General features: G+C 68.8%; 19 protein-coding genes and 5 pseudogenes. 12 read left to right on the forward strand and 12 right to left on the reverse strand.

Translation table 11 applies throughout. From position 1 onward, the window contains the following. Positions 1-488: 488 nt before the first annotated feature. Both PGN37_RS27400 and PGN37_RS27405 read left to right on the forward strand, forming a co-directional pair. Positions 489-822 (forward strand): annotated as a pseudogene (locus tag PGN37_RS27400) (hypothetical protein); the annotation flags it as partial. Between the two features lie 203 nt (positions 823-1,025). Further along, positions 1,026-1,346 (forward strand): annotated as a pseudogene (locus PGN37_RS27405) (hypothetical protein); the annotation flags it as partial. Positions 1,347-1,445: 99 nt separating this feature from the next. Here PGN37_RS27405 and PGN37_RS26870 read toward each other — a convergent pair. After that, positions 1,446-1,787: pseudogene (locus PGN37_RS26870) on the reverse strand (DUF732 domain-containing protein). 252 nt (positions 1,788-2,039) lie between these two features. On the opposite strand from PGN37_RS26870, the gene PGN37_RS26875 reads away from it, so the two are divergent. The 3 genes and pseudogenes from PGN37_RS26875 (at position 2,040) to PGN37_RS26885 (ending at position 4,492) form a co-directional block, all read left to right on the forward strand. Continuing rightward, positions 2,040-2,483, forward strand: a complete 444-nt coding sequence (locus tag PGN37_RS26875) for a hypothetical protein (protein WP_335333999.1) — start codon at positions 2,040-2,042, stop codon at positions 2,481-2,483. Beyond that, a pseudogene (locus tag PGN37_RS27410) lies at positions 2,449-2,967 on the forward strand (PGRS repeat-containing protein); the annotation flags it as partial. The gene PGN37_RS26875 and the pseudogene PGN37_RS27410, both read left to right, overlap by 35 nt. Before the next feature lie 703 nt (positions 2,968-3,670). Next, a complete protein-coding gene (locus tag PGN37_RS26885; RefSeq protein ID WP_335334001.1) occupies positions 3,671-4,492 on the forward strand; it encodes an SDR family NAD(P)-dependent oxidoreductase in 822 nt (273 codons plus the stop codon). Here the strand turns inward: PGN37_RS26885 and PGN37_RS26890 are convergent. The 4 genes from PGN37_RS26890 to PGN37_RS26905 all read right to left on the reverse strand — a co-directional run bounded on the left by PGN37_RS26890 (position 4,425) and on the right by PGN37_RS26905 (position 8,269). Continuing rightward, positions 4,425-5,024 (reverse strand): DUF3159 domain-containing protein, encoded by a 600-nt coding sequence (locus PGN37_RS26890; protein WP_335334002.1) that lies wholly within the window; start codon positions 5,022-5,024, stop codon positions 4,425-4,427. The genes PGN37_RS26885 and PGN37_RS26890 overlap by 68 nt on opposite strands. A gap of 66 nt (positions 5,025-5,090) precedes the next feature. Continuing rightward, entirely contained in the window at positions 5,091-6,965 is a 1,875-nt protein-coding gene (locus PGN37_RS26895) for a S9 family peptidase (RefSeq protein WP_335334003.1), read from the reverse strand. 95 nt (positions 6,966-7,060) lie between these two features. Further along, entirely contained in the window at positions 7,061-7,702 is a 642-nt protein-coding gene (locus PGN37_RS26900) for a TetR/AcrR family transcriptional regulator (RefSeq protein ID WP_335334004.1), read from the reverse strand. A 69-nt stretch (positions 7,703-7,771) separates the two neighbouring features. Then, complete coding sequence (locus PGN37_RS26905; protein ID WP_335334005.1) at positions 7,772-8,269, reverse strand: MarR family winged helix-turn-helix transcriptional regulator; 498 nt, start codon at positions 8,267-8,269, stop codon at positions 7,772-7,774. A gap of 63 nt (positions 8,270-8,332) precedes the next feature. On the opposite strand from PGN37_RS26905, the gene PGN37_RS26910 reads away from it, so the two are divergent. Continuing rightward, entirely contained in the window at positions 8,333-8,761 is a 429-nt protein-coding gene (locus PGN37_RS26910; RefSeq protein WP_335334006.1) for a Rid family hydrolase, read from the forward strand. A 106-nt stretch (positions 8,762-8,867) separates the two neighbouring features. Here PGN37_RS26910 and PGN37_RS26915 read toward each other — a convergent pair whose 3' ends face one another. Further along, entirely contained in the window at positions 8,868-9,716 is an 849-nt protein-coding gene (locus PGN37_RS26915; protein WP_442933033.1) for a hypothetical protein, read from the reverse strand. Positions 9,717-9,721: 5 nt separating this feature from the next. Then, on the reverse strand, positions 9,722-10,918 hold the full coding sequence (locus tag PGN37_RS26920) for an NAD(P)-dependent malic enzyme (RefSeq protein WP_335334008.1): 1,197 nt from the start codon (positions 10,916-10,918) through the stop codon (positions 9,722-9,724). Between the two features lie 140 nt (positions 10,919-11,058). On the opposite strand from PGN37_RS26920, the gene corA reads away from it, so the two are divergent. Then, positions 11,059-12,165: a magnesium/cobalt transporter CorA gene (gene corA / locus PGN37_RS26925; RefSeq protein WP_335334009.1), complete on the forward strand. Its 1,107-nt coding sequence runs from the start codon at positions 11,059-11,061 to the stop codon at positions 12,163-12,165. 3 nt (positions 12,166-12,168) lie between these two features. On the opposite strand, the gene PGN37_RS26930 is transcribed toward corA, so the two are convergent. Together PGN37_RS26930 and PGN37_RS26935 are read right to left on the reverse strand one after the other, a co-directional pair. After that, the gene (locus PGN37_RS26930; RefSeq protein WP_335334010.1) at positions 12,169-12,765 is read right to left on the reverse strand and encodes a suppressor of fused domain protein; all 597 of its coding nucleotides are present in this window, start codon (positions 12,763-12,765) and stop codon (positions 12,169-12,171) included. Positions 12,766-12,767: 2 nt separating this feature from the next. Further along, positions 12,768-13,283, reverse strand: coding sequence for a general stress protein (locus PGN37_RS26935; RefSeq protein WP_335334011.1), 516 nt, complete (start codon positions 13,281-13,283; stop codon positions 12,768-12,770). Positions 13,284-13,415: 132 nt separating this feature from the next. Here PGN37_RS26935 and PGN37_RS26940 point away from each other — a divergent pair, with 132 nt between their 5' ends. Then, entirely contained in the window at positions 13,416-14,003 is a 588-nt protein-coding gene (locus PGN37_RS26940; RefSeq protein ID WP_335334013.1) for a DUF4190 domain-containing protein, read from the forward strand. Here PGN37_RS26940 and PGN37_RS26945 read toward each other — a convergent pair. Then, on the reverse strand, positions 14,000-14,968 hold the full coding sequence (locus PGN37_RS26945; RefSeq protein WP_335334020.1) for an HpcH/HpaI aldolase/citrate lyase family protein: 969 nt from the start codon (positions 14,966-14,968) through the stop codon (positions 14,000-14,002). The genes PGN37_RS26940 and PGN37_RS26945 overlap by 4 nt on opposite strands. Before the next feature lie 25 nt (positions 14,969-14,993). Here PGN37_RS26945 and PGN37_RS26950 point away from each other — a divergent pair, with 25 nt between their 5' ends. The 4 genes from PGN37_RS26950 to PGN37_RS26965 all read left to right on the forward strand — a co-directional run bounded on the left by PGN37_RS26950 (position 14,994) and on the right by PGN37_RS26965 (position 19,424). Continuing rightward, positions 14,994-16,289 carry a magnesium transporter MgtE N-terminal domain-containing protein gene (locus PGN37_RS26950; protein ID WP_335334015.1) on the forward strand — a complete coding sequence of 432 codons (1,296 nt, stop codon included), beginning with the start codon at positions 14,994-14,996 and terminating at the stop codon, positions 16,287-16,289. Then, on the forward strand, positions 16,286-16,828 hold the full coding sequence (locus PGN37_RS26955) for a DUF1003 domain-containing protein (RefSeq protein ID WP_335334016.1): 543 nt from the start codon (positions 16,286-16,288) through the stop codon (positions 16,826-16,828). The genes PGN37_RS26950 and PGN37_RS26955 overlap by 4 nt, the downstream gene beginning before the upstream one ends. 91 nt (positions 16,829-16,919) lie before the next feature. Next, positions 16,920-18,245 carry a lytic murein transglycosylase gene (locus PGN37_RS26960; protein WP_442933032.1) on the forward strand — a complete coding sequence of 442 codons (1,326 nt, stop codon included), beginning with the start codon at positions 16,920-16,922 and terminating at the stop codon, positions 18,243-18,245. A 36-nt stretch (positions 18,246-18,281) separates the two neighbouring features. Then, positions 18,282-19,424 (forward strand): Mrp/NBP35 family ATP-binding protein, encoded by a 1,143-nt coding sequence (locus PGN37_RS26965; RefSeq protein WP_335334018.1) that lies wholly within the window; start codon positions 18,282-18,284, stop codon positions 19,422-19,424. A gap of 7 nt (positions 19,425-19,431) precedes the next feature. Here the strand turns inward: PGN37_RS26965 and tatB are convergent, their stop codons facing one another. Both tatB and PGN37_RS26975 read right to left on the reverse strand, forming a co-directional pair. Beyond that, the gene (gene tatB, locus PGN37_RS26970; RefSeq protein ID WP_335334019.1) at positions 19,432-19,857 is read right to left on the reverse strand and encodes a Sec-independent protein translocase protein TatB; all 426 of its coding nucleotides are present in this window, start codon (positions 19,855-19,857) and stop codon (positions 19,432-19,434) included. Positions 19,858-19,861: 4 nt separating this feature from the next. Beyond that, positions 19,862-20,554, reverse strand: a pseudogene (locus PGN37_RS26975) (S1C family serine protease); the annotation flags it as partial.

Here is a 20,554-nt window from a genome sequence, read left to right on the forward strand (position 1 = left end):
GCGACATCTCGATGAAAGAGGCCGAGGACGCGCTGCGCGATTACCAGGGCCAACTCGAACGGGTCTTCAACGAGGTCCCGCGAACTCGAGAAGCACGCTGTCGAACCCAGCCACTCGGTGGAATCCGACCAGATGGTGCCTGCGGGTATGAAGACCGCGGTCGACAAGTCGCTGCTGCAGCGGGATCGGCGACGCGCACCTGGCCTTCGGCGAGGATTTCAACGTGCACCCGCGCGTCAAGCCGGTGTTGGAGAAGCGCCGCGAGATGGCCTACGAGGGCAAGGTCGACTGGGCGTTCGCCGAGCTGATGGCGCTGGGCACGTTCCTGGCCGAGGGCAAGACGATTCGCATGACCGGCCAGGACACCCGTCGCGGCACGTTCACCCAGCGGCACTCGGTGATCATCGACCGCAAGACGGGCAAGGAGTTCACCCCGCTGGACCTGCTGACCGTCGACTCCGACGGCAAACCCGACCGGCGGCCGGTTCATGGTCTACGACTCGGCGCTCTCGGAGTACGCCGCGGTCGGCTTCGAGTACGGCTACTCGGTGGGCAACCCCGACGCGCTGGTGCTGTGGGAGGCCCAGTTCGGCGACTTCGTCAACGGGGCGCAGTCGATCATCGACGAGTTCATCAGCTCGGGCGAGGCCAAGTGGGGCCAACTCTCCGACGTCGCTGCTGCTGCTGCCGCACGGCCACGAGGGCCAAGGTCCCGACCACACGTCGGCCCGCATCGAGCGGTTCCTGCTGCTGTGGGCCGAGGGCTCGATGACGATCGCGATGCCGTCGACGCCGGCGAACTACTTCCACCTGCTGCGCCGCCACGGCCTCGACGGCATCCACCGGCCGCTGATCGTGGCCACGCCGAAGTCGATGCTGCGCAACAAGGCGGCGGTGAGCGATCTCAAGGAGTTCACCGAGCAGAAGTTCCGCTCGGTGCTGGAGGAGCCCACCTACGACGAGGGCGACGGGCGACCGGTCGAAGGTCACGCGCATCCTGCTGACCAGCGGCAAAGCTCTACTACGAGCTGGCGGCGCGCAAGACCAAGGACAAGCGCGAGGACGTCGCGATCGTGCGCGTGGAGCAGCTGGCGCCGCTGCCTCGGCGCCGGCTGGCCGAGACGCTGGACCGCTACCCGAACGCCAAGGAGAAGTTCTGGGTGCAGGAGGAGCCGGCCAACCAAGGTGCCTGGCCGACGATGGGGCTGACGCTGCCCGAGCTGCTGCCCGACCACCTGGCCGGGATCAAGCGGATCTCGCGGCGGGCCATGTCGGCACCGTCATCGGGCTCGTCGAAGGTGCACGCCGTCGAGCAGCAGGAAATCATCGACGAAGCGTTCGGCTAGCTCCGGTCCGGCGAGCGCTGGTCCGGCGAGCGCGCGTGTCTGTACGCCGACGCGCCGCGAACCGCGTGCACTCTGCGCGCGGTCGCGGCCGTCGAGCGCTCACCGCATGAACGAGAACGGCACCACCCGTCGGTGAGCGCACTGACGGCCCGCGGGCACATGATCTGAATCGCCAGACCGGTGAACATCGTCGCCGGTCCCAGCGGCCGGCCCAGTTCGTCGGCGACCTTGGCCGCGACGTTCGCCATGTTCTGCCCCCGGCTCCGAGAGCATCGGGCACACCTGCTCGCCCACGCGGACCGCGGTGGCCGGGTCGATGTCTCCCAGACGGTAGTGGTCCAGCGCCGACAGGAACACGTCGACACCGGTATCGGCCTGGGCTGGTGCGGCGGCCACGGTCGCGGTGGCCGGCGCGGCGATGGCGAGGGCAGCGCCCAGCACGGCGAGGGCGGTGTAGCGAGACGTCACGCACTGATTGTCGCAGCGGACGCCCCAGGTATTACTCCCCTGCCGCTACGCAGGTTCCGGCAACCTCCGATCACGCATGTGAGTAGCGCACTACGCTGTCGCCGCCCCACCTGCGCGCCGACGATTCGCTAGGCAAGTACACATCCAGCGAATCGGGGCCCCATGTCATCTCCCTCTCGTCATCCCTCGTCCACCACTATCGCCGCTGCGCTGACGATCAGCGCCATGGCCGTCGGCGCCGGCCTGACCGCCGGTATCGACGCGATCCACACCCAGACGCCGCGGCCCGCCGCAGCAGCCCACCACGCGGCGCCCGCGCCTCAGGCGCCGGTGGCCTCGCCTCTTCTCGCCGCCTATGTCCAGAGCTCGGAGCCGTCGGGACCCGCCTTCACGGCCGCGGCCCCGGCTGCGCCCACGCTGTTCTCCGAGGCCGACGCGCAGGCGTTCCTCCGCCTGACCACGCCGTCGAGCAGGGTCCGCATCCTCCCGACGACGACTCCGTCGTCGACCCAGGTGACAGCCACGTCGGGTGTCGTGCGCCACCACCGCAGCGACCGCACCGCGACGTTCGTCGCCGCCGCGACCCCCGAACGGCCGGGTCGAGCTGCGGCCGATGGTCGGGCCGGGCGGCTGGCTGATCGGCAACGGCATCGACGGTGCCGCCGGTGAGAACGGCGGCGATGGCGGTCTGCTGTTCGGCAACGGCGGCAAGGGCGGCGACGGCGCACCCGGGCAGGCCGGCGGCAACGGCGGCCGCGGCGGCCTGTGGGGCGGCGACGGTGGAGACGGCGGCGCCGGCGGGATCGGCGCAGACGGCGGCAACGGCGGCGACGCCCGACTGTTCGGCAACGGCGGAGCGGGCGGCAAGGGCGGTGTGGGTGCCACCGGAGCTGCCGGCGTCAACCCCATTCCCACGACCCTGCTGCCTCCTGCCGCGAAAGGCGCGGACGGGACGGACACCGACGGCTCCGTGGGCATCGTTGCGTACGGCGGAAACGGCGGACCTGGGCAGAACGGTGTCCCTGGTCAACCCGGCGGTGCCGGCGGTGACGGCGGCAACGCCGGTGGAATCGCCACGTCGAGCGGGGTGATCGGTGGTGACGGCGGCCAAGGGGGCGTCGGCGGCGCGGGAGCCCCCGGAGGCAACGGCGGCCGCGGTGGCGACGCCGAGACCAGTTCGATCGGAGCCGCCGGTAGCGGCGGAGACGGTGGTCTCGGCGGAACCGGCGCACGAGGCGGTGACGGCGGAAACGCCGGCTTCAACAGAGGGGGCGGACTCGGCTTCGCCACGTTCGGGGGCAATGGCGGCCAAGGCGGCGAGGGCGCTATCGGCGGCTCGGGCGCTACCGGCGGTGTCGGTGGCTCCGGAGGTAAAGGCGGCGCAATCAGCGGCAACGGGGGTAAGGGCGGCGACGGTGGCGACGGCGGCACGGGCGGCAAGGGAGCTCGCGGTGGCGACGGCGGAAACGGCGGCAACGGCACCGATACGCCTGGCGCCGGGGGCAAGGGCGGCGCCGGTGGTGCCGGCGGAACCGGAGGCGCCGGCAACAAGGGCGGGTCCGGCGGACGCGGCGGCCTCCTCGGATCCACAGGCGCGAACGGCAAGAGCGGTAACGCGGGCGCCAAAGGAGCCCAGGGCGATTCGGGTAACGACGGCAGTCCGGGAGTCTAGAGACGCAATCGGCCGCTCCCGAACCGACGGCGCGGCCGTCTAGCCACCATGGCCGCGGGGGCCGGTGAGCACGCGGTGCTCACCGGCCCTTCGCGTCCGACACCCGCCTGACATACGCGGGACCGCGGGTACCGGTTAGGCTCGGGGTCACTCAGCACCCGTCCAACAACTCGAGGGAGTGGATATGCAGGGCTTCGCCGGAAAGGTGGCCGTCGTGACCGGCGCCGGCTCAGGCATCGGTCAGGCGCTGGCCATCGAGCTCGGCCGCTCCGGCGCCAGCGTGGCGATCAGCGATGTCGACACCGAGGGCCTGGCCGCCACCGAGGAGCGCCTCAAGGCCATCGGCGCGCCGGTGAAGACCGACCGCCTCAACGTCACCGAGCGCGAGAACTTCCAGCTCTACGCCGACAGCGTCGCCGAGCACTTCGGCAAGGTCAACCAGATCTACAACAACGCGGGCATCGCGTTCACCGGCGACATCGAGATCAGCCAGTTCAAGGACATGGAACGGGTGATGGACGTCGACTACTGGGGAGTGGTCAACGGCACCAAGGCTTTCCTGCCGCACCTGATCGCCTCCGGCGACGGCCACGTCGTCAACGTCTCGAGCGTGTTCGGACTGTTCTCGGTGCCCGGACAGGCCGCCTACAACGCGGCGAAATTCGCCGTCCGCGGGTTCACCGAGGCGCTGCGCCAGGAAATGGCGCTGGCCGGCCACCCGGTGAAGGTCAGCTGCGTGCATCCCGGCGGCATCAAGACCGCGATCGCCCGCAATGCCACCGCCGCCGAAGGCCTGGACGCCGAGGCCCTGGCCAAGACGTTCGACAAGAAGCTCGCCAACACCACCCCTGAGCGGGCCGCGCAGATCATCCTCGACGGCGTGCGCAAGAACAAGGCCCGCATCCTGGTGGGCAACGACGCGCGGATGTTCGAGTACGTCATCCGATTCGTCGGAGCGGGCTATCAGGGCCTGTTCCCGCGTGTGGTGTCGCGGTTGACGAAGTAGTCCGTCGGGAACCGCGGATGGCCCACACGACGACGAGCAGGGCGAGCGCGGCCAACGGGTAGCCCATCGCGACGCGGGCGGTAGCAAGCCAGGCCACCGAATGCTCGCCGTACAGCCAGAACTGCACGATGAAGCGGGCGGTGAACACCACGGCCAGAGCGGCCGTGGCGATGTCGTACCGCAGGCGTGTGCTCCGATGGGTGCGCCACGCCTGTCCGCTGCCCGTGAGGGCACTCCAGACGACGCCCACGAGGGGTCGCCGAATGATGATCGAGGCCGAGAAGGCCACGGCGAGAAGCGCACTCGCCCAGATGCCGACCACGAAGTAATCGCGCGCGTCGCCGGTCCAGAAGGCGATGACCGCACCGACCGCCACGCCGAACAGACCGGAGAAGGCGGGGGTCAGCGGCTCGCGCCGAGCCAGCCGCAGTGCTGCGACCCCCCGCGGCCGCGCCGACTCCGAGCATGACCGCGATGTGAAGCGGGGCTGCGGCGTCGACCGCGGCGAACACAACGGTGGGCAGACTCGCATAGAGCATCCCCGCCCAACCGCCCATGCGGGCGAGCAGGGTCGGAGTCACATCGGATTCCTGGGCACTCACGTTCGGCCCCCCAGGTGCTTGGCCAAGAAGTCGACGACCTTCTCGTACATCTCGATCGTGGCTTCCGGGTTGATGGCGCCGTGGCCTTCCGTGGACTGGATCAGGTAGTCGACATCGACATCGCGAGCGCGCAGCGCGTCGACCAGGTTGTCGGACTCCGCTTGGACCACGCGAACGTCGTTGGCGCCCTGGATGACCAGCAGCGGGGTGCGTACCTGATCGACCTTGCTGATCGGCGAGCGCGCCATCATGTCGGCGAGCTGCTCGGGGTCGTCGGGGTCACCCACGTAGGCATGCCAGTTGTTCACCAGGTGCGGACGGGCGATGGGCGGCAGGGTCCGCATGAAGTTCGCGAGATCCGAGATGCCGACGTAGTCGATCGCTGCGGCGAAAACATCTGGGGTGAAGGTGATTCCGACGAGTGCGGCGTAACCACCGTAGGAGCCGCCGAAGATCGCGACCCGGTCGGGGTCCGCGTAACCCTGCTCGACGGCCCAGGTGACGCCGTCGATCAGGTCGTCGTGCATTTTGCCGGCGAATTCGCCGACGGCAGCTTTCAGGAAAGCCTTGCCGTAGCCCGTCGATCCGCGAAAGTTGATCTGCAGCACCGCATATCCGCGATTGGCCAGCAGCTGCACACCGGCGTCGAAGCCCCAGGAATCCCTATACCAGGGTCCGCCGTGAACGGCCAGCACCAGGGGCAATTCTCGCGGATCGACACCGACGGGCACTGTCAGGTAGCCGTGGAGTGTCAGACCATCGCGGGCATTGAACGTGACCGGCTGCATCGGAGCCAATTTCGCCGGCTCGAGGTGCGGTAGCGGGCGGAACAGCAGTCTGCTCTGGCCGGTACGGTGGTCGTACAGGTAGGTGGCGCCCGGGTCCCGGTCGTGATTGAAACTGACCACCCAGCGCTGGCCGTCCTCGTCCGACGACAATCGTCCGAGATCGCCGTCAGAGAGCTTCTCCAGATTGGCGAGCACCTCGGCGAAATGGGGGTCGATCGCGTGAATCACCTGTCGCTGCGCGTAATACCGCACAGCGAGCAGATCCCCGGTACGCCGATCACAGATGAGCGGGCCCGGCAGGATCGGACTGACCGCGGCCCGCGGATCGAGGTCGTACTCGGGGTGGCTGTCGACCTCGCTCTCGGCGCCGGTCGCGAGATCGACCCGGACGAGACGCGTGCGGTCGGTGTCGCGATTCGATCCCATCCACACACCCGCGCCGTCGGGCGTGATGGCCATCGGGTGGATGCCGACCGGATAGTCGCTGCCGTCGAAGGTCGCGACACGGTCGAGAGCGCCTCCGTCCCAGCGTGAGAGCTCGAGCTCGCCGTCCGGAGTCAGGGAGGTGGCGAGCAGATCCCCGCGGTCATTGGCGAGCCAGCCGTTCACGTGACCCGGGTTCTCCGCGAGGAGCGTGAGTTCGCCTGTGGCGATGTCGAGTTCGTAGGCGTCGAGCAGCGTCAGTTCCCGGTTGTTGATCATCACCGTCACCGTGCCGCCCTTGACCTCGCGGATCGGAACGGCCATCACGCCCGGATACGGCGTCAGGTCGACCGCGGGCGAGTCAGGGTCGTCGAGATCGACGCGGTGGATGTGCCAGTTCTCGTCACCGTCCCTGTCCTGCAGGTAGATCAGCCAGCGGGGATCGTCGGTCCATTCGAAGTGCAGGACGCTGCGGTTGTCGTCGGCAGTCACGCAGCGTGGGCCCGCGGAGTCGGCATCCAGGTTCTCGACCCAGACGTTCAAGCGGTTCTTCCACGGCGCGAGGAACGCGATCCTGGTGCCATCGGGCGAGATGGTCGCGGCGGCCCGGGTGGGCGGGCTGAACAGGTCGGCGACGGGAATCAGATCGGGGGCGGTCATGGTGTCTCCTTCATGTGGACGCACGGGGTCACTCCGTCGAGATGGCGCTTGCTCGACGGATCACTATGGTTGTGGCAGAACGGTTTTGTTCGAGATCAGTGCGGCACGGGTCCGCCCAACTGACCGTTGGTGGCGTCTCTGATCGCTCGGTCGATCATCGCCAGGGCTTGCTGTTGGGTGATCTTCTCCTTCTCGACGATCGCCCGGTAGCCGACGTCCTCGTCGATGACCCGGAACGCCGCGGTGACTGCTGCCGCGAAGAGCCGGGCGGTCACGTCGTTGTCGGCGAGGCCGAGCCGCTCGGCGATGATCGGGACGAAGGCATGCTCCATCTCGTCGTGCACGATCAGATAGGCCGTCCGCAACGCCGGCTCGGTGAGCGACAGCGTCGTGATGCGAAGGGCACTGATCTCGTCGGCGATGTCTTGCGGGCTCAGGGGGTTCTCGACGTAAGTGGCCGCCATGTGGTCGGCCAACGACAGTTCGGGAGGCCACCGGCGGGCCAGATCGATGAAGCGTTGCGCCGACAGCGCCAGCACGGGCTCCACGCAGCTCTCCTTGGACCGGAAGTACCGCCAGATCGTCCGCGTCGATAGTCCTGCGGCGGCGGCGATGTCGTCACCACTGGTGGCCGACACTCCACGCTCCCAGAACAGAGCGCACGCATGCCGGGACACCTCGAGTCGGGCGCGAGCCTGCCTGTCGTTGGCCGCTCCCGATGGGAGTGAGGTGGTCACGGTCATCGCTCCTGTCACTTAGTGTCACAGTCGAGTGTGTCACTAAGTGACAGGGCGGTCAAGGTGCGCTCACGACCCGGGGCGAAGCGTGCCCCCCTTCGATCCGCCAGGACCCTCGACCACGTTGAGCTTCGCGGCTATCCGCGTGAGCGCTCGCATGTCCGACGCGGTGAGGCGGTCGAGAACCGTTTCGCGCACCGAGCGCACATGAATGGGTGCCGCGTCAACGACGAGGCGGTGGCCCGCCTCGGTGAGCTCGGCGAGGGTGTAGCGGCCATCCTCGGGATCCGGCGAGCGGGTGACCCAGCCGCGTTGTTCGAAACGCTTGACGACATTGGACAACCGCGACAGCGATCCGTTCGCCAGATATGCCAACTCGCTCATCCGGATACGACGATCCGGCGCTTCCGAGAGGTGACTCAACGTCAAGTATTCGAACAGCGTCAGATCGACCTCCCGCAACGGCGACTCGAGCTTGCCGGGCAAGAGCAGGATGATCGAGATCAGACTGGTCCACGCATCCTTCTCCTGCGCATCGAGCCATCGCGCGACACCACTCGACGTCATCGCCACCCCTTCGTACGAGGAAATGAGTTTACACGTGAAGTGATATCAGCTAGTCTTCACTTCATGGTTGAAGTCAATAAGCGCCCAGTTCAGTTCTTCGCCACGCCGGGCTACGGCGAGATGCTCCGTAGCGAAAGGCATTACAGCCAAGCCGTCCGTATCGGAGACAGAGTCGAGATCTCTGGACAAGGCGGCTGGGATGATCACCTGAACTTCCCGGACCTTCTGGAAGACGAGATCGCGCGAGCATTCGACAACATCGAGCGCACGCTGGAAACCGCAGGCGCAACGTGGCGGGATGTCGTGCACGTGAACTCGTATCACGTGGTCAGCGATCCAGATGGGTTCGACGCCCACAACAGCGTGATGATCGAGCAGATGCGCTCACGGATGCCCGACCATGGACCGATCTGGACGGAGACAGGCGTGAGCGCCCTCGCAGCGCCCGGAATGCGCGTTGAAATCCGGGTCACCGCAATCGATCATCGGTGACGACGTCCATAGCGCTGACTGCACGCTCGCTGGGCGCGAGCGTGCGTTACCTGCCAAGAATTACGGCGGGTTGCTGTGCAAACACGCCCGCTCGCCGAACCGACCGCTAGTTGCTGGTGCCGAGGGGGTGCGCCTCCAGCCACCCCGCGGCCACCCGACCCGGCTCGGCGCCCTCGGCGATCTCGCGCCGCATGTCGGCCAGCGATCCGGTGTCCAGCACGCCCGCGATCTCGTTGAGCGCCAACACTTGCGACTCGCTCAGCACGTTGCGCCGGTACAGCGGCACCAGGTTCTCCGCCCGGATCAGTGACGTCTTGTCCGACAGCACGACAATGTCCGACGGCACGCCCGCGGCCGCCGTCGACGTCCACGCAAGGCCGACCTCGCCGGCCTGCAGCGCCGCGAACATCGTTGCCGCATCGGCGAACTGGCGTGCCCGCGGCAAAGTGCACGTGCCGATCGCCGTCGGCCACGACGTGCCGCTGACGGCGCCGACCGTGAGATCGGCGGGGCAGCGCCGGGCCAGTGCCGAGACGTCGGCGCCGGCATCACGCGCACCCGCAGAGGTCATGGCCACCGCGGGCTTGTCCTCCGCCGCGGTCGTGTAGTCACCGGCGGCCACCCCTTCCGGCAGCGCGGCCAGCAACGAGCGGTACACCTGGACATCCGAGCGTGCCGGCGCGTCCGGGTCGAATCGCGCCAGCAACCGGCCGGTCCAACCCGGTACCACCGTGGCCTCACCGGAATCCAGCCTCGACAGCGGGTCGTCGACGACCCGGACCTGCGCGGCGCTGCCGTAGAAGCCCAGTGCCGATGCGTACAGATGCGCGACGAGCTCGGCCTCTCCTCCGGCATTCGTCGCGACCGGGATGGGCGGCGGAGCCGGCCGCCCCGCGCAGGCGGACACACACCACACCAGCGTCAGTGCGGCGATCAACCGCCTCGTCCGGCGCAGCAGAGTCAGTCCTCGGATGCTGCGGCGACGGCCGCCGCGACCGCCGGACCCACCCGCGGATCCAGTGCGCTCGGCACGATGTGGTCGACGGCCAGGTCATCACCGACGACCGAGAAGATCGCCTCGGCCGCGGCTATCTTCATCTTCTCGGTGATGCGGCGCGCACCCGCGTCCAGCGCCCCGCGGAACACCCCGGGAAACGCCAGCACGTTGTTGATCTGGTTCGGGAAGTCACTGCGGCCGGTGGCCACCACCGCGGCGTACTTGCGCGCCACATCGGGATGGATCTCCGGATCCGGGTTGGACATCGCAAAGACGATGCCACCGGGTGCCATCGTCGCGATCAGCTCCTCGGGCACCAGCCCTGCCGAGACGCCCATGAACACATCGGCACCCGCCAGCGCCTCGGCCATGCCGCCGCGCAGCCCCCGCGGATTCGTCCGCGTGGCGAGCTCGGCCTTGAACGTGTTGAGGTCGTCGCGGCCGGTGGCCACGATGCCCTTGCTGTCGAGCACGGTGACGTCGCGAATACCGCTGGCCAACAGGGTGTTCGCGCACGCGATGCCCGCCGCGCCGGCGCCGGAGATCACGACCTTCATCGTGTGCATGTCCCGATCGAGCACCTTGGTCGCGCCGAACAGTGCGGCGAGCACCACGATCGCCGTGCCGTGCTGGTCGTCATGCATCACCGGGCAGTCCAGTGCCTCGATCACCCGCTGCTCGATCTCGAAACAGCGCGGCGCCGAGATGTCCTCCAGGTTCACCGCACCGAACGTGGGCCGCAGCCGGATCAGCGTCTCGACGATCTCGTCGGGGTCCTTGGTGTCGAGCACGATGGGGATCGAGTTCAGCCCGCCGAACGCCTTGAACAGCGCGCTCTTGCCCTCCATCACCGGCAGCGACGCCGCCGGTCCGATGTCGCCGAGCCCCAGAACGGCGGTGCCGTCGCTGACCACGGCCACCAGGCGATGCGCCCAGGTGTAGCGCGCCGCCAGCGTCGCGTCGGTGGCGATCGCCCGGCTCACCTGCGCGACACCCGGTGTATAGGCGATCGACAGGGCACGCTGAGTGTCCAGCGGCGAACTCAGCGCCACCGAGAGCTTGCCGCCCTCGTGCGCATCGAAGATCTCGGCGTCGTCGACCACCACCTGCGGGGTCCGCGTCGCGACGTCATGTTCTGGGGAAACCGCACTGTCCGCCACGGGCGTCAGGGTAACCGACTGCCACGTCCTCACAAGAGCAGGTCGTGCGCCGGTGAGCAGAAGGTGAGCAGAACAGATCAGCTTCGACGCGTACCATCCGTCTAGCCGAATCAGGCGGGTGTCCGGAGGGAGGTCGGCCGATGCCGTCATTTCGTGCGCTGCCGCCGTCGCTGATGCGCCAGGGCGGCCGCCCCCGTCCCGACCATCCCGATGCGCGCAGCATCCACGTCCCCGTGGCCCGGGCGATGGTCGACTGCGGCGTCTACTGCGAGGGAAACCGCCTGCCCGGCAAATACACTCACGCCGCGGCGCTGAACAAGGTGCACGAGATCGAGGCCGAGGGCCGGCCCGCGTTCGTGTGGATCGGGCTGCACGAACCCGACGAGCACCAGATGCAGGCGGTGGCCGACGTGTTCGGCCTGCACGAGCTGGCGGTCGAAGACGCCGTGCACGCCCACCAGCGACCGAAGCTCGAGCGCTACGACACCACGCTGTTCATGGTGCTCAAGACCGTGAAGTACGTCGACCACGAATCGATCGCCAACGCGCGCGAGATCGTCGAGACCGGTGAGGTGATGATCTTCGTCGGCCCGGACTTCGTGGTGACGGTGCGCCATGGCGAGCACGGCGGCCTGGCCGGGGTACGCAAGCGCCTGGAAGCCTCACCGGCATCGCTGAAACTGGGGCCCTACTCGGTGATGCACGCGATTGCCGACAGCGTCGTCGACCACTATCTCGACGTCACCGACCTGATCGAAACCGACATCGATGCGATGGAAGAAGACATCTTCTCGCCACGGCCGCTGACCGACATCGAATCGATCTACCTGCTCAAGCGGGAAGTGGTCGAGCTGCGGCGCGCTGTCAGTCCCCTGGTCACCGACCTCGAGCGCATTGGGACCCACCACGACGACCTGATCAATGTCGAGATCCGCCGCTACATGCGCGACGTGCTCGACCACACCATCAAGGCCTCCGACCGGATCGCCAGCTTCGACGAACTGCTCAGCTCGCTGGTGCAAGCCGCGCTGGGCAAGGTCGCGATGCAGCAGAACGTCGACATGCGCAAGATCTCGGCCTGGGTCGCCATCGCAGCCGTGCCCACCGCGCTGGCAGGCATCTACGGGATGAACTTCGACCACATGCCCGAATTGCATTGGGTCTGGGGCTATCCCGCAGTCCTTCTGCTGATGTTGACGGTCTGCCTGGGGTTGCACCGCACGTTCCGGCGGAACAACTGGCTCTAGGCCTCAGGCCGGGCTGGCGGCGCGGCGGCGCGGATCGGTCACGTCCACCCGATCTTGGTCCCAGGCCTCCCGCATCGCCTCAGCTCCCTTGAGCCGCACCCAGGCAGCCTCGGTCGGGGTGATCGGCACCGCGGACAGAATGGCCACCGGCGACGCCGGCTCGGGCAGCGCAACGTCGTCGATATCGCTGCGTCCCAACAGGAATGCGGTGAACGGCGCACCGTCCCACAGCGGCGTCTCGAGGTCGATCAGCGCATCCGGCTCCAACACCAGTCCCTCGACAGCGGGGGCCGCGGCCACCACGGCCACCGAGCGGGCCAACCCGGTGGGTGCCGAGCCACGCAGCGCCACAGCCACTTCGGCGCGCGGTCCGCGCACCGGGTCGGCCATCGCCTCGGCAGGATCCACCATCGGCTGCGACGAACACCCCAGCGACACGTAGTGGGCAGGGCCGTCCCCGCCTGATTCACGGCCGGCGGCGAAGCGCAGCACGCGAATCCGGTCGGCCCCGAGGAAGGTCACCGAGGCCTCGGCGGGTTCGCCGGAACTGCGGAAATGCTCGAGGACCCGCGCCCGGACCGCCGCGGTGACGTCGACCACGGTCAGATCTTCAGCCGGGCCAGGAGATCTCGGCCCTGCTCGGCACCCTGCGGGTCGCACAGCACGTCATAACGACCCGCCACCAACTGCATGGTGGAGCTGAAGTCGCGGGTGCCGCGGGCCATCGCGTAGGGCACGGCCGAGGTGATGAGGCCGAAGAACACGCCGGCGATCAGACCGGTGATCAGAGAACCCCACGGGCTCGGGCTGAAGAACCCCAGGATCAGGCCGATGAACAGGCCCAGCCAGGCGCCACTGATCACGCCGCCACCGAGCACCTTGGGCCAGGACAGCCGGCCGGTGACCCGCTCCACCTGCATCAGGTCCACCCCGACGATGGTGACCTGCTCGACCGGGAACTGCTGATCGGACAGGTAGTCCACGGCGCGCTGAGCTTCGGCGTAGGTGGGATACGAACCGATCGGCCACCCCTTGGGCGGGGTAGGCAGGCCGACCGGGCGGCCACGGCCCGCGGGCGCGGCACCCGGTGTCTGGCCTGGCTGAAACGGGCTGGTCATGTCCTTGCACTCCTCCGGTGTGACAGGTCGATCTGGCATACCTCGTCGGTGTGGTCAACGCACCGGAGCGGGCAAAGGTGCCCGCTCCGACGGTCCCGACCGCCGGTATGTACTTAGGCTAGGTTGATCAGCATGACAAGTCAGGACGACGACGCACGCCGGATCGACCGTTCCGACTCCCCCGGGTCCGAACCCTCGTCGGAGGGTTACGAGGCACCGCCGATCGAGCAGTCCGCGACTCCGACGGACTACCCGCCGGCCTACAACCCGCCCCCGCCGCCGCCACCGTCGTACTCCAACCCGACGGACTACCCGCCGCCCCCGCCCGGGTACGGCACGCCCTACCCGGATCCGAACGCCGGAGGCCAGTACCCCAACCAGGGCTACGGCGCAGCCTCGTATCCCCCGCCGCCGCAGTACGGCACCGCGCCCGGTGGGTATCCGCCGCCTCCGATGGGCTACCCCGGCGCGGACTACGGCTACGGCCCACCCGCCCCTGCGGGCACCAACACGATGGCGATCGCGTCGCTGGTCGCATCGATCCTCGGCGTGTGCTGCGGCATTGGCTCCATCGTCGGCATCGTGCTGGGCATCCTGGCGATCAACCAGATCAAGGAGACCCGTCAGGCCGGTCACGGGCTGGCAGTTGCCGGTATCGCCGTCGGCGCGGTCACCCTGGTGATCAGCCTGGTCTGGGGCATCGCCGCCATCAGCGTCTAGTTCGCGTTCCCGGCGGGCGGGGTGAACCGCTCGCCGGTGCGCTGCATGCCCGCCGCACGGCCCTTGCCGGCGATCACCAACGCCATCTTGCGGCTCGCCTCGTCGATCATCTCGTCGCCCAGCATCACCGCTCCCCGGGCGCCGCCCGCCCGCGAGGTGTGCCATTCGTAGGCCTCGAGGATCAGCTCGGCGTGGTCGTAGGACTCCTGGCGGGGGCTGAAGATCTCGTTTCCGGCCGCGATCTGATCGGGATGCAACACCCACTTGCCGTCAAATCCCAGCGCGGCGGCACGCCCTGCGACCCGACGGAACGCCTCGACGTCGCGCACCCTCAGGTAGGGCCCGTCGATGGCGTTGATTCCGTTGGCGCGCGCGGCAATCAGGATGCGCATCATGATGTGGTGGTAGGCGTCGCCGACGTCGTAGCCCTCGGGCTGCTCGCCCACCTCCAGCGTGCGCATGTTCAGGCTCGCCATCAGGTCGGCGGGGCCGAGAACCAACGCGTGCACACGCGGGCCGGCGGCGATGGCGTCGATGTTCGTCAGCCCGCGCGCATCCTCGATCTGCGCCTCGATGCCGATGCGCCCGACCGGCAAGCCATGTGAGGCTTCCACTTGGGACAGCAGCAGATCCAGCGCGTGCACATGGGAGACATCGGTCACTTTCGGCAGCACGACGATGTCGACCGACGCGCCGGCCGTACCGATGACCTCAATCACATCGGTGTGCGTCCACGGCGTGGTCCAGTCGTTGACCCGCACTCCGCGCAGCTGATCACCCCACCCCGGCTCGGCCAACGCGGCCGCGACCTGCTCGCGCGCTTGGGCTTTCGCGTCGGCGGCCACCGCGTCCTCGAGGTCGAGGAACACCTGGTCCGCGGGTAACGTCTTGGCCTTCTCGATCATCTTCACGCTGCTGCCCGGCACGGACAGGCATGTTCGGCGGGGTCGATACCGGTTTTGCACAACCACAGTCTCTACTCTGACACTCATGGCATCGGTCAACAGGGTCTATGCGGCCCGGCTCGCGGGAATGGTGGTGCTGGGTCCCGACGGCGAGTCGATCGGCCGCGTGCGTGACGTGGTGATCAGCATCAGCCTGGTTCGGCAACAGCCCCGAGTGCTCGGACTGGTCATCGAATTGCTATCGCGCCGAAGAATTTTCGTCCCGATCCTGAGGGTCACCGCGATCGAACCCGGCGCCGTGACACTGGCGACGGGCAGCGTGTCGCTGCGCCGCTTCTCCCAGCGACCCGGTGAGGTGCTGGTGCTCGGCCAGGTCATCGAGACCCGCGTGCGCGTCGACGATCCCGACCTGACCGAACTCGCTGGGATCGACGTCGTCGTGGTCGATCTCGCCATCGAGCAGACCCGTTCGCGAGACTGGATGGTCACCCGGGTCGCGGTGCGTCCTCAGCGCAGACTCGGCCGCCGCAGCAACATCCACACCGTGGACTGGACGCACGTCCAGGGCCTGACGCCGTCCGGGCTGGCGATGCCGGATCAGGGCGTCGCGCAGCTGCTCGAGCAGTTCGTGGGTCAGCGGCCCATCGAGGTGGCCGACGCGATCCGAGAGCTACCCGCCAAACGCCGCTACGAGGTGGTCAACGCGCTCGACGACGAGAGACTCGCCGACGTGCTGCAGGAACTGCCCGAAGACGAGCAGGTCGCGGTGTTGCGACAACTGAAGACCGACCGCGCCGCAGACGTTCTCGAGGCGATGGACCCCGACGACGCGGCGGACCTCCTGGGCACCATGAGTCCCACCGACGCCGAGCAGTTCCTGCGCCGGATGGATCCCGAGGAGTCCGAGGACGTGCGCCGCCTGCTCAGCCACTCACCGAACACCGCTGGCGGTCTGATGACCTCGGAACCGGTGGTGCTGGCGCCGGACACCACCGTGGCCGAAGCCCTTGCGCGCGTGCGTGATCCGGATCTGACGCCGGCGCTGGCGTCGCTCGTGTTCGTGGCCCGCCCACCCACTCAGACGCCGACCGGCCGATATCTGGGCTGTGTGCACCTGCAGCGGCTGCTGCGCGAACCCCCCGCGGCGTTGGTCAGCGGCATCGTCGACACCGACCTGCCGAGCCTGGGGCCCGAGGATTCCCTCGGCGCGCTCACCCGCTACTTCGCCGCCTACAACCTGGTGTGCGGGCCCGTCGTCGACGACGAGAACCACCTGCTGGGCGCGGTGTCCGTCGACGACGTCCTCGATCACCTGCTGCCCGACGACTGGCGCGAACGCGAGGCCGAACCACTGATCGTGACCGCGGAGAAGGCGACATGAGCGACTCCTCGGCACGGCAGCGACTCGACACACCACGGGTCTCCCGCTCCCTGACACCTCGGTTCGACGTCGAGGCCGTCGGCCGCGTCAGCGAGAACATCGCCCGATTCCTCGGCACCGGCCGCTACCTGGCGATCCAGACGATCGTCGTGATCGTGTGGATCCTGCTCAACGTGGGGGCCTTCGCCTGGCAGTGGGACCCGTACCCGTTCATCCTGCTCAACCTGGCGTTCTCCACCCAGGCCGCGTACGCCGCGCCGCTGATCCTGCTCGCGCAGAACCGGCAGGAGAACCGGGACCGGGTCTCGCTCGAGGAAGACCGGCGACGCGCCGAACAGACCAAAGCGGACACCGAATACCTCGCCCGCGAACTGGCCGCGCTGCGCCTGGCCGTCGGCGAAGTGGCCACCCGTGACTACCTGCGCCGCGAACTCGAGGAGATCCGCGAGCTGATCACCGAATTGCGACCCACGGACGGTGTTGCCGAGCCTGATCCGAACAAATCCGACAGCAGCGACAGGCGAGCACGCAGATCCTGATGAGACAGCTGTGGCCAATGCTGTAACACAGCCGTGTCCCAACCGATATGGTGACTGGGTTCACAGGCCACCCGACAGCAAGGACGGTTGCGTGCACATAGGCGGACGAGCGGCTCTCGGAGCAGCGAGATGCCGGGCGGGACGCCTGGTCCGCATGCCGGCCTTCGGCGTCGCGGCAGTGCTGACCCCCCTGGTGCTGGCCGGTGCCGTCGGTGCCTCCGCGCCCTCACCTCACTCCCCGACCCGCGACACCGCGGTGATGCCGATGGCCGCGGTCGCCCCCTCGTCGCCGAGCTCCGAGGGAGCGTCGGTGGTCGCGGTGGCCAAGACCCCGACCCCGCTGCGGATCGCGGCAGCCACCGTGTCCGCACCGCCGCCGGCCATCGTGGTCAATGCGCCCGGCACGCTGCGCATCCCGTCGATGGCCCTGGCGGCCTACCGCAACGCCGAAGCCAAGATGGCCGCGACCACGCCCGGCTGCGGAGTGAGCTGGAACCTGCTCGCCGGAATCGGCCGCATCGAGTCGATGCACGCCAACGGCGGCGCCACCGACGCCCGCGGGACCGCCGTGCGGCCGATCTACGGCCCGAGCCTGGACGGCACGCTGCCGGGCAACGAGGTGATCGTCCAGAGCCGCAGCACCGATCGCGTGGTCTACGCCCGCGCACTGGGTCCGATGCAGTTCCTGCCCGGCACCTGGTCGCGCTACGCCGCCGACGGCGACGGCGACGGTAAGGCCGACGTGCAGAACGTCTTCGACGCATCGCTGGCCGCAGCCCGGTACCTGTGCAGCGGCGGGCTCAACCTGCGCAATCAGCCCGACGTGCTGGCCGCGATCCTGCGCTACAACAACTCGATGGCCTACGCACGCAACGTGCTGGGCTGGGCCGCGGCGTACGCGACGGGCGTGGTGCCGGTCGACCTCCCGCCGATCAGCGGCGAGGTGCCCGCGCTCGGCGACAGCCACCTGGACCGCCCCGAGGGACTCGGGCCCGGCATGCCGCTCAACGCCGCAGGGCTGCCGGCCAACGATCCGCTGGCTCTGCTGCAGCTGGGGCAGCGCACCGACGCCGCCGCCCTGATGAACACCAACGTCCCCGGATTCGCGCCGGGACAGTCACTCGGGCCGCTGCCCGGCCCGGCGCCCGCGGCCGCACCGCAACCGGTGCCCGCACCGCCGCCGGCCTGGGTGCCGCCGTGGATGACGCCGCCGCCGGCCCAACAGCAGCCGCAGTGCGCTGTGTTCTGCATCAACGACGCAGTCCCCCCGGCTGCCCTGCCGGCGATGCCGGCCGCCGAGCCGTTGCCGCCCGCGACCCCACTGATGCCCGCCCAGCCTGGTCCGCTGCCGGCCACCCCGGCCCCGCCGCCGGGACCGGGGCCGGCACCGGGACCCGCACCCGGCCCGGTCGGCTGACGGCTCCGACCAGCCTGCGGCCTACACTCGCGGGTGATGTCTGCCCACACCACTGACCTGACTGCCGCTGTCCGCGCCGCGCTGGCCAAGGTCATCGATCCCGAACTCCGGCGCCCGATCACCGATATCGGCATGGTCAAGAACGTCACCGTCGACGGCGACGCGTCCGTGCACGTCGAGATCTACCTGACGACGTCGGCCTGCCCGAAGAAGACGGAGATCACCGACCAGGTCACCTGCGCCGTCAGCGACGTGCCCGGCACCGGTTCGGTCCGCGTGACCCTCGACGTCATGAACGACGAGCAGCGCGCCGAACTGCGCAAGCAGCTGCGCGGCGACTCCCGCGAACCCGTGATCCCGTTCGCTCAACCCGGCTCGCTGACCCGCGTCTACGCGGTCGCGTCGGGCAAGGGTGGCGTCGGAAAGTCCAGCGTCACAGTAAATCTCGCGGCCGCGATGGCAGCGAAGGGGCTCTCGGTCGGCGTGCTCGACGCCGACATCTACGGCCACTCCGTGCCCCGCATGATGGGTACCACCGACCGACCCACCCAGGTCGACTCGATGATCCTGCCGCCGGTGGCCCACGACGTGCGGGTCATCTCGATCGCGATGTTCACCCAGGGCAACACGCCCGTGGTCTGGCGCGGGCCGATGCTTCACCGTGCGCTGCAACAGTTCCTCGCCGACGTCTACTGGGGCGATCTGGACGTACTGCTGCTGGACCTGCCGCCCGGCACCGGCGACATCGCGATCTCGGTGTCCCAGCTGATCCCCGGCGCCGAGATCCTCGTCGTCACCACACCGCAACTGGCCGCCGCGGAGGTCGCCGAGCGCGCCGGTGCGATCGCGCTGCAGACCCGTCAGCGCATCGCCGGTGTCGTCGAGAACATGTCGGGACTGCTGCTGCCCGACGGCTCGACCATGCATCTGTTCGGGGAGGGCGGCGGTCAGCAGGTCGCCGAGAGCCTGTCGCGCTCCGTCGGCGCCGACGTTCCGCTGCTGGGCCAGGTGCCGCTGGACCCGGCTCTCGTCAGCGCCGGAGACTCCGGGGTTCCGCTGGTGTTGAGCGCGCCGGAGTCGGCGGCGGGCACCGCGTTGCGCACGATCGCCGACGCGCTGTCGAGCCGCAAGCGCGGGCTGGCGGGGATGTCGCTGGGCCTCGACCCGGCCGGCCGCTGAGCGAGACCTAGGTCGCGTCGGGATCGAACTTGGTCGCGCCGGGTTCCTTGGCGCCGGGGAACTCCGCTGGGCCCGGCCCGGACTGCGGCTTCTCGGGCGGCGTCTGGGGTGTTTCCGGCGTCCCGGGCTTGGTCGGCGAGTCGAATCTGCCGGTGAAGATCGAGTCGTCACCGTCGAGCAGGTGTTTGGTGAGCGCGGCGCGCGGCGTCATCCCGCGCAGCTTCTGCAGTTCCGACAGCGGTTCCCGCAAGTCGTCGAACTCGGGGCCGAGATCCTCACGGAGCTGGCTGGTGGCTCCCGAGATGTAGTCCCGGGCCTGACGCACCGCATTCGACGTCCAGCGGATCGCACCTGGCAGCCGCTCCGGCCCGAGGATCACCAGACCGGCGATCACCAGGACCAGCATCTCGCCCCAACCCACGTTGGCGAACATGGGCCTAGGTGCTGTTGTCGGGGCCGGGGGTGACGGTCAGGGTGACCCGGCGGCCGTCGCGCATGACCTCGATCGGCGCGGGTTCGCCGATCTTGAGCTGACGGACGGCGACGACGAACTCGTCGGCGTCGGCGACGTCTCGGTTACCGACCTTGACCACGACGTCGTTCTCCAGGATGCCCGCCCGTTCCGCAGGACCACCCGCGGTCACGTTGGCGATCTGGGCACCCTTGGACACGTCGTTGCTAACCGACCGGGCGGTCAGGCCCAGCGTCGGATGCGCGATCTTGCCGTCCTGGATCAGGGCCTCGACGACCTGCTTGACCTCGTTGACCGGGATCGCGAAGCCGAGCCCGCTGGCACTGTCGGACAGCGACTTGCCGGCGGTGTTGATGCCGATGACCTCAGAGTTCATGTTGATCAGCGGACCACCGGAGTTGCCGTGGTTGATCGATGCGTCGGTCTGCACACACGTCGATCACAGTGTCGGTGTCCGAACCCTCGCCCGAGAGCGGCACGGGCCGGTGCAGCGCGCTGATGATGCCGTGGGTGACCGTGCTGCGCAGACCCAGGGGGGCGCCCGCGGCGATCACCTCTTCGCCGACGCGCAACTTCTCCGAGTCGCCGAGACGGGCCACCGCGAGGTTGTCGACGTTGTCGACCTTGAGCACCGCCAGGTCGGTCTTGGGGTCGCGGC

Source organism: Mycobacterium kyogaense (genome assembly GCF_036946525.1).
GTDB lineage: Bacteria > Actinomycetota > Actinomycetes > Mycobacteriales > Mycobacteriaceae > Mycobacterium > Mycobacterium kyogaense_A.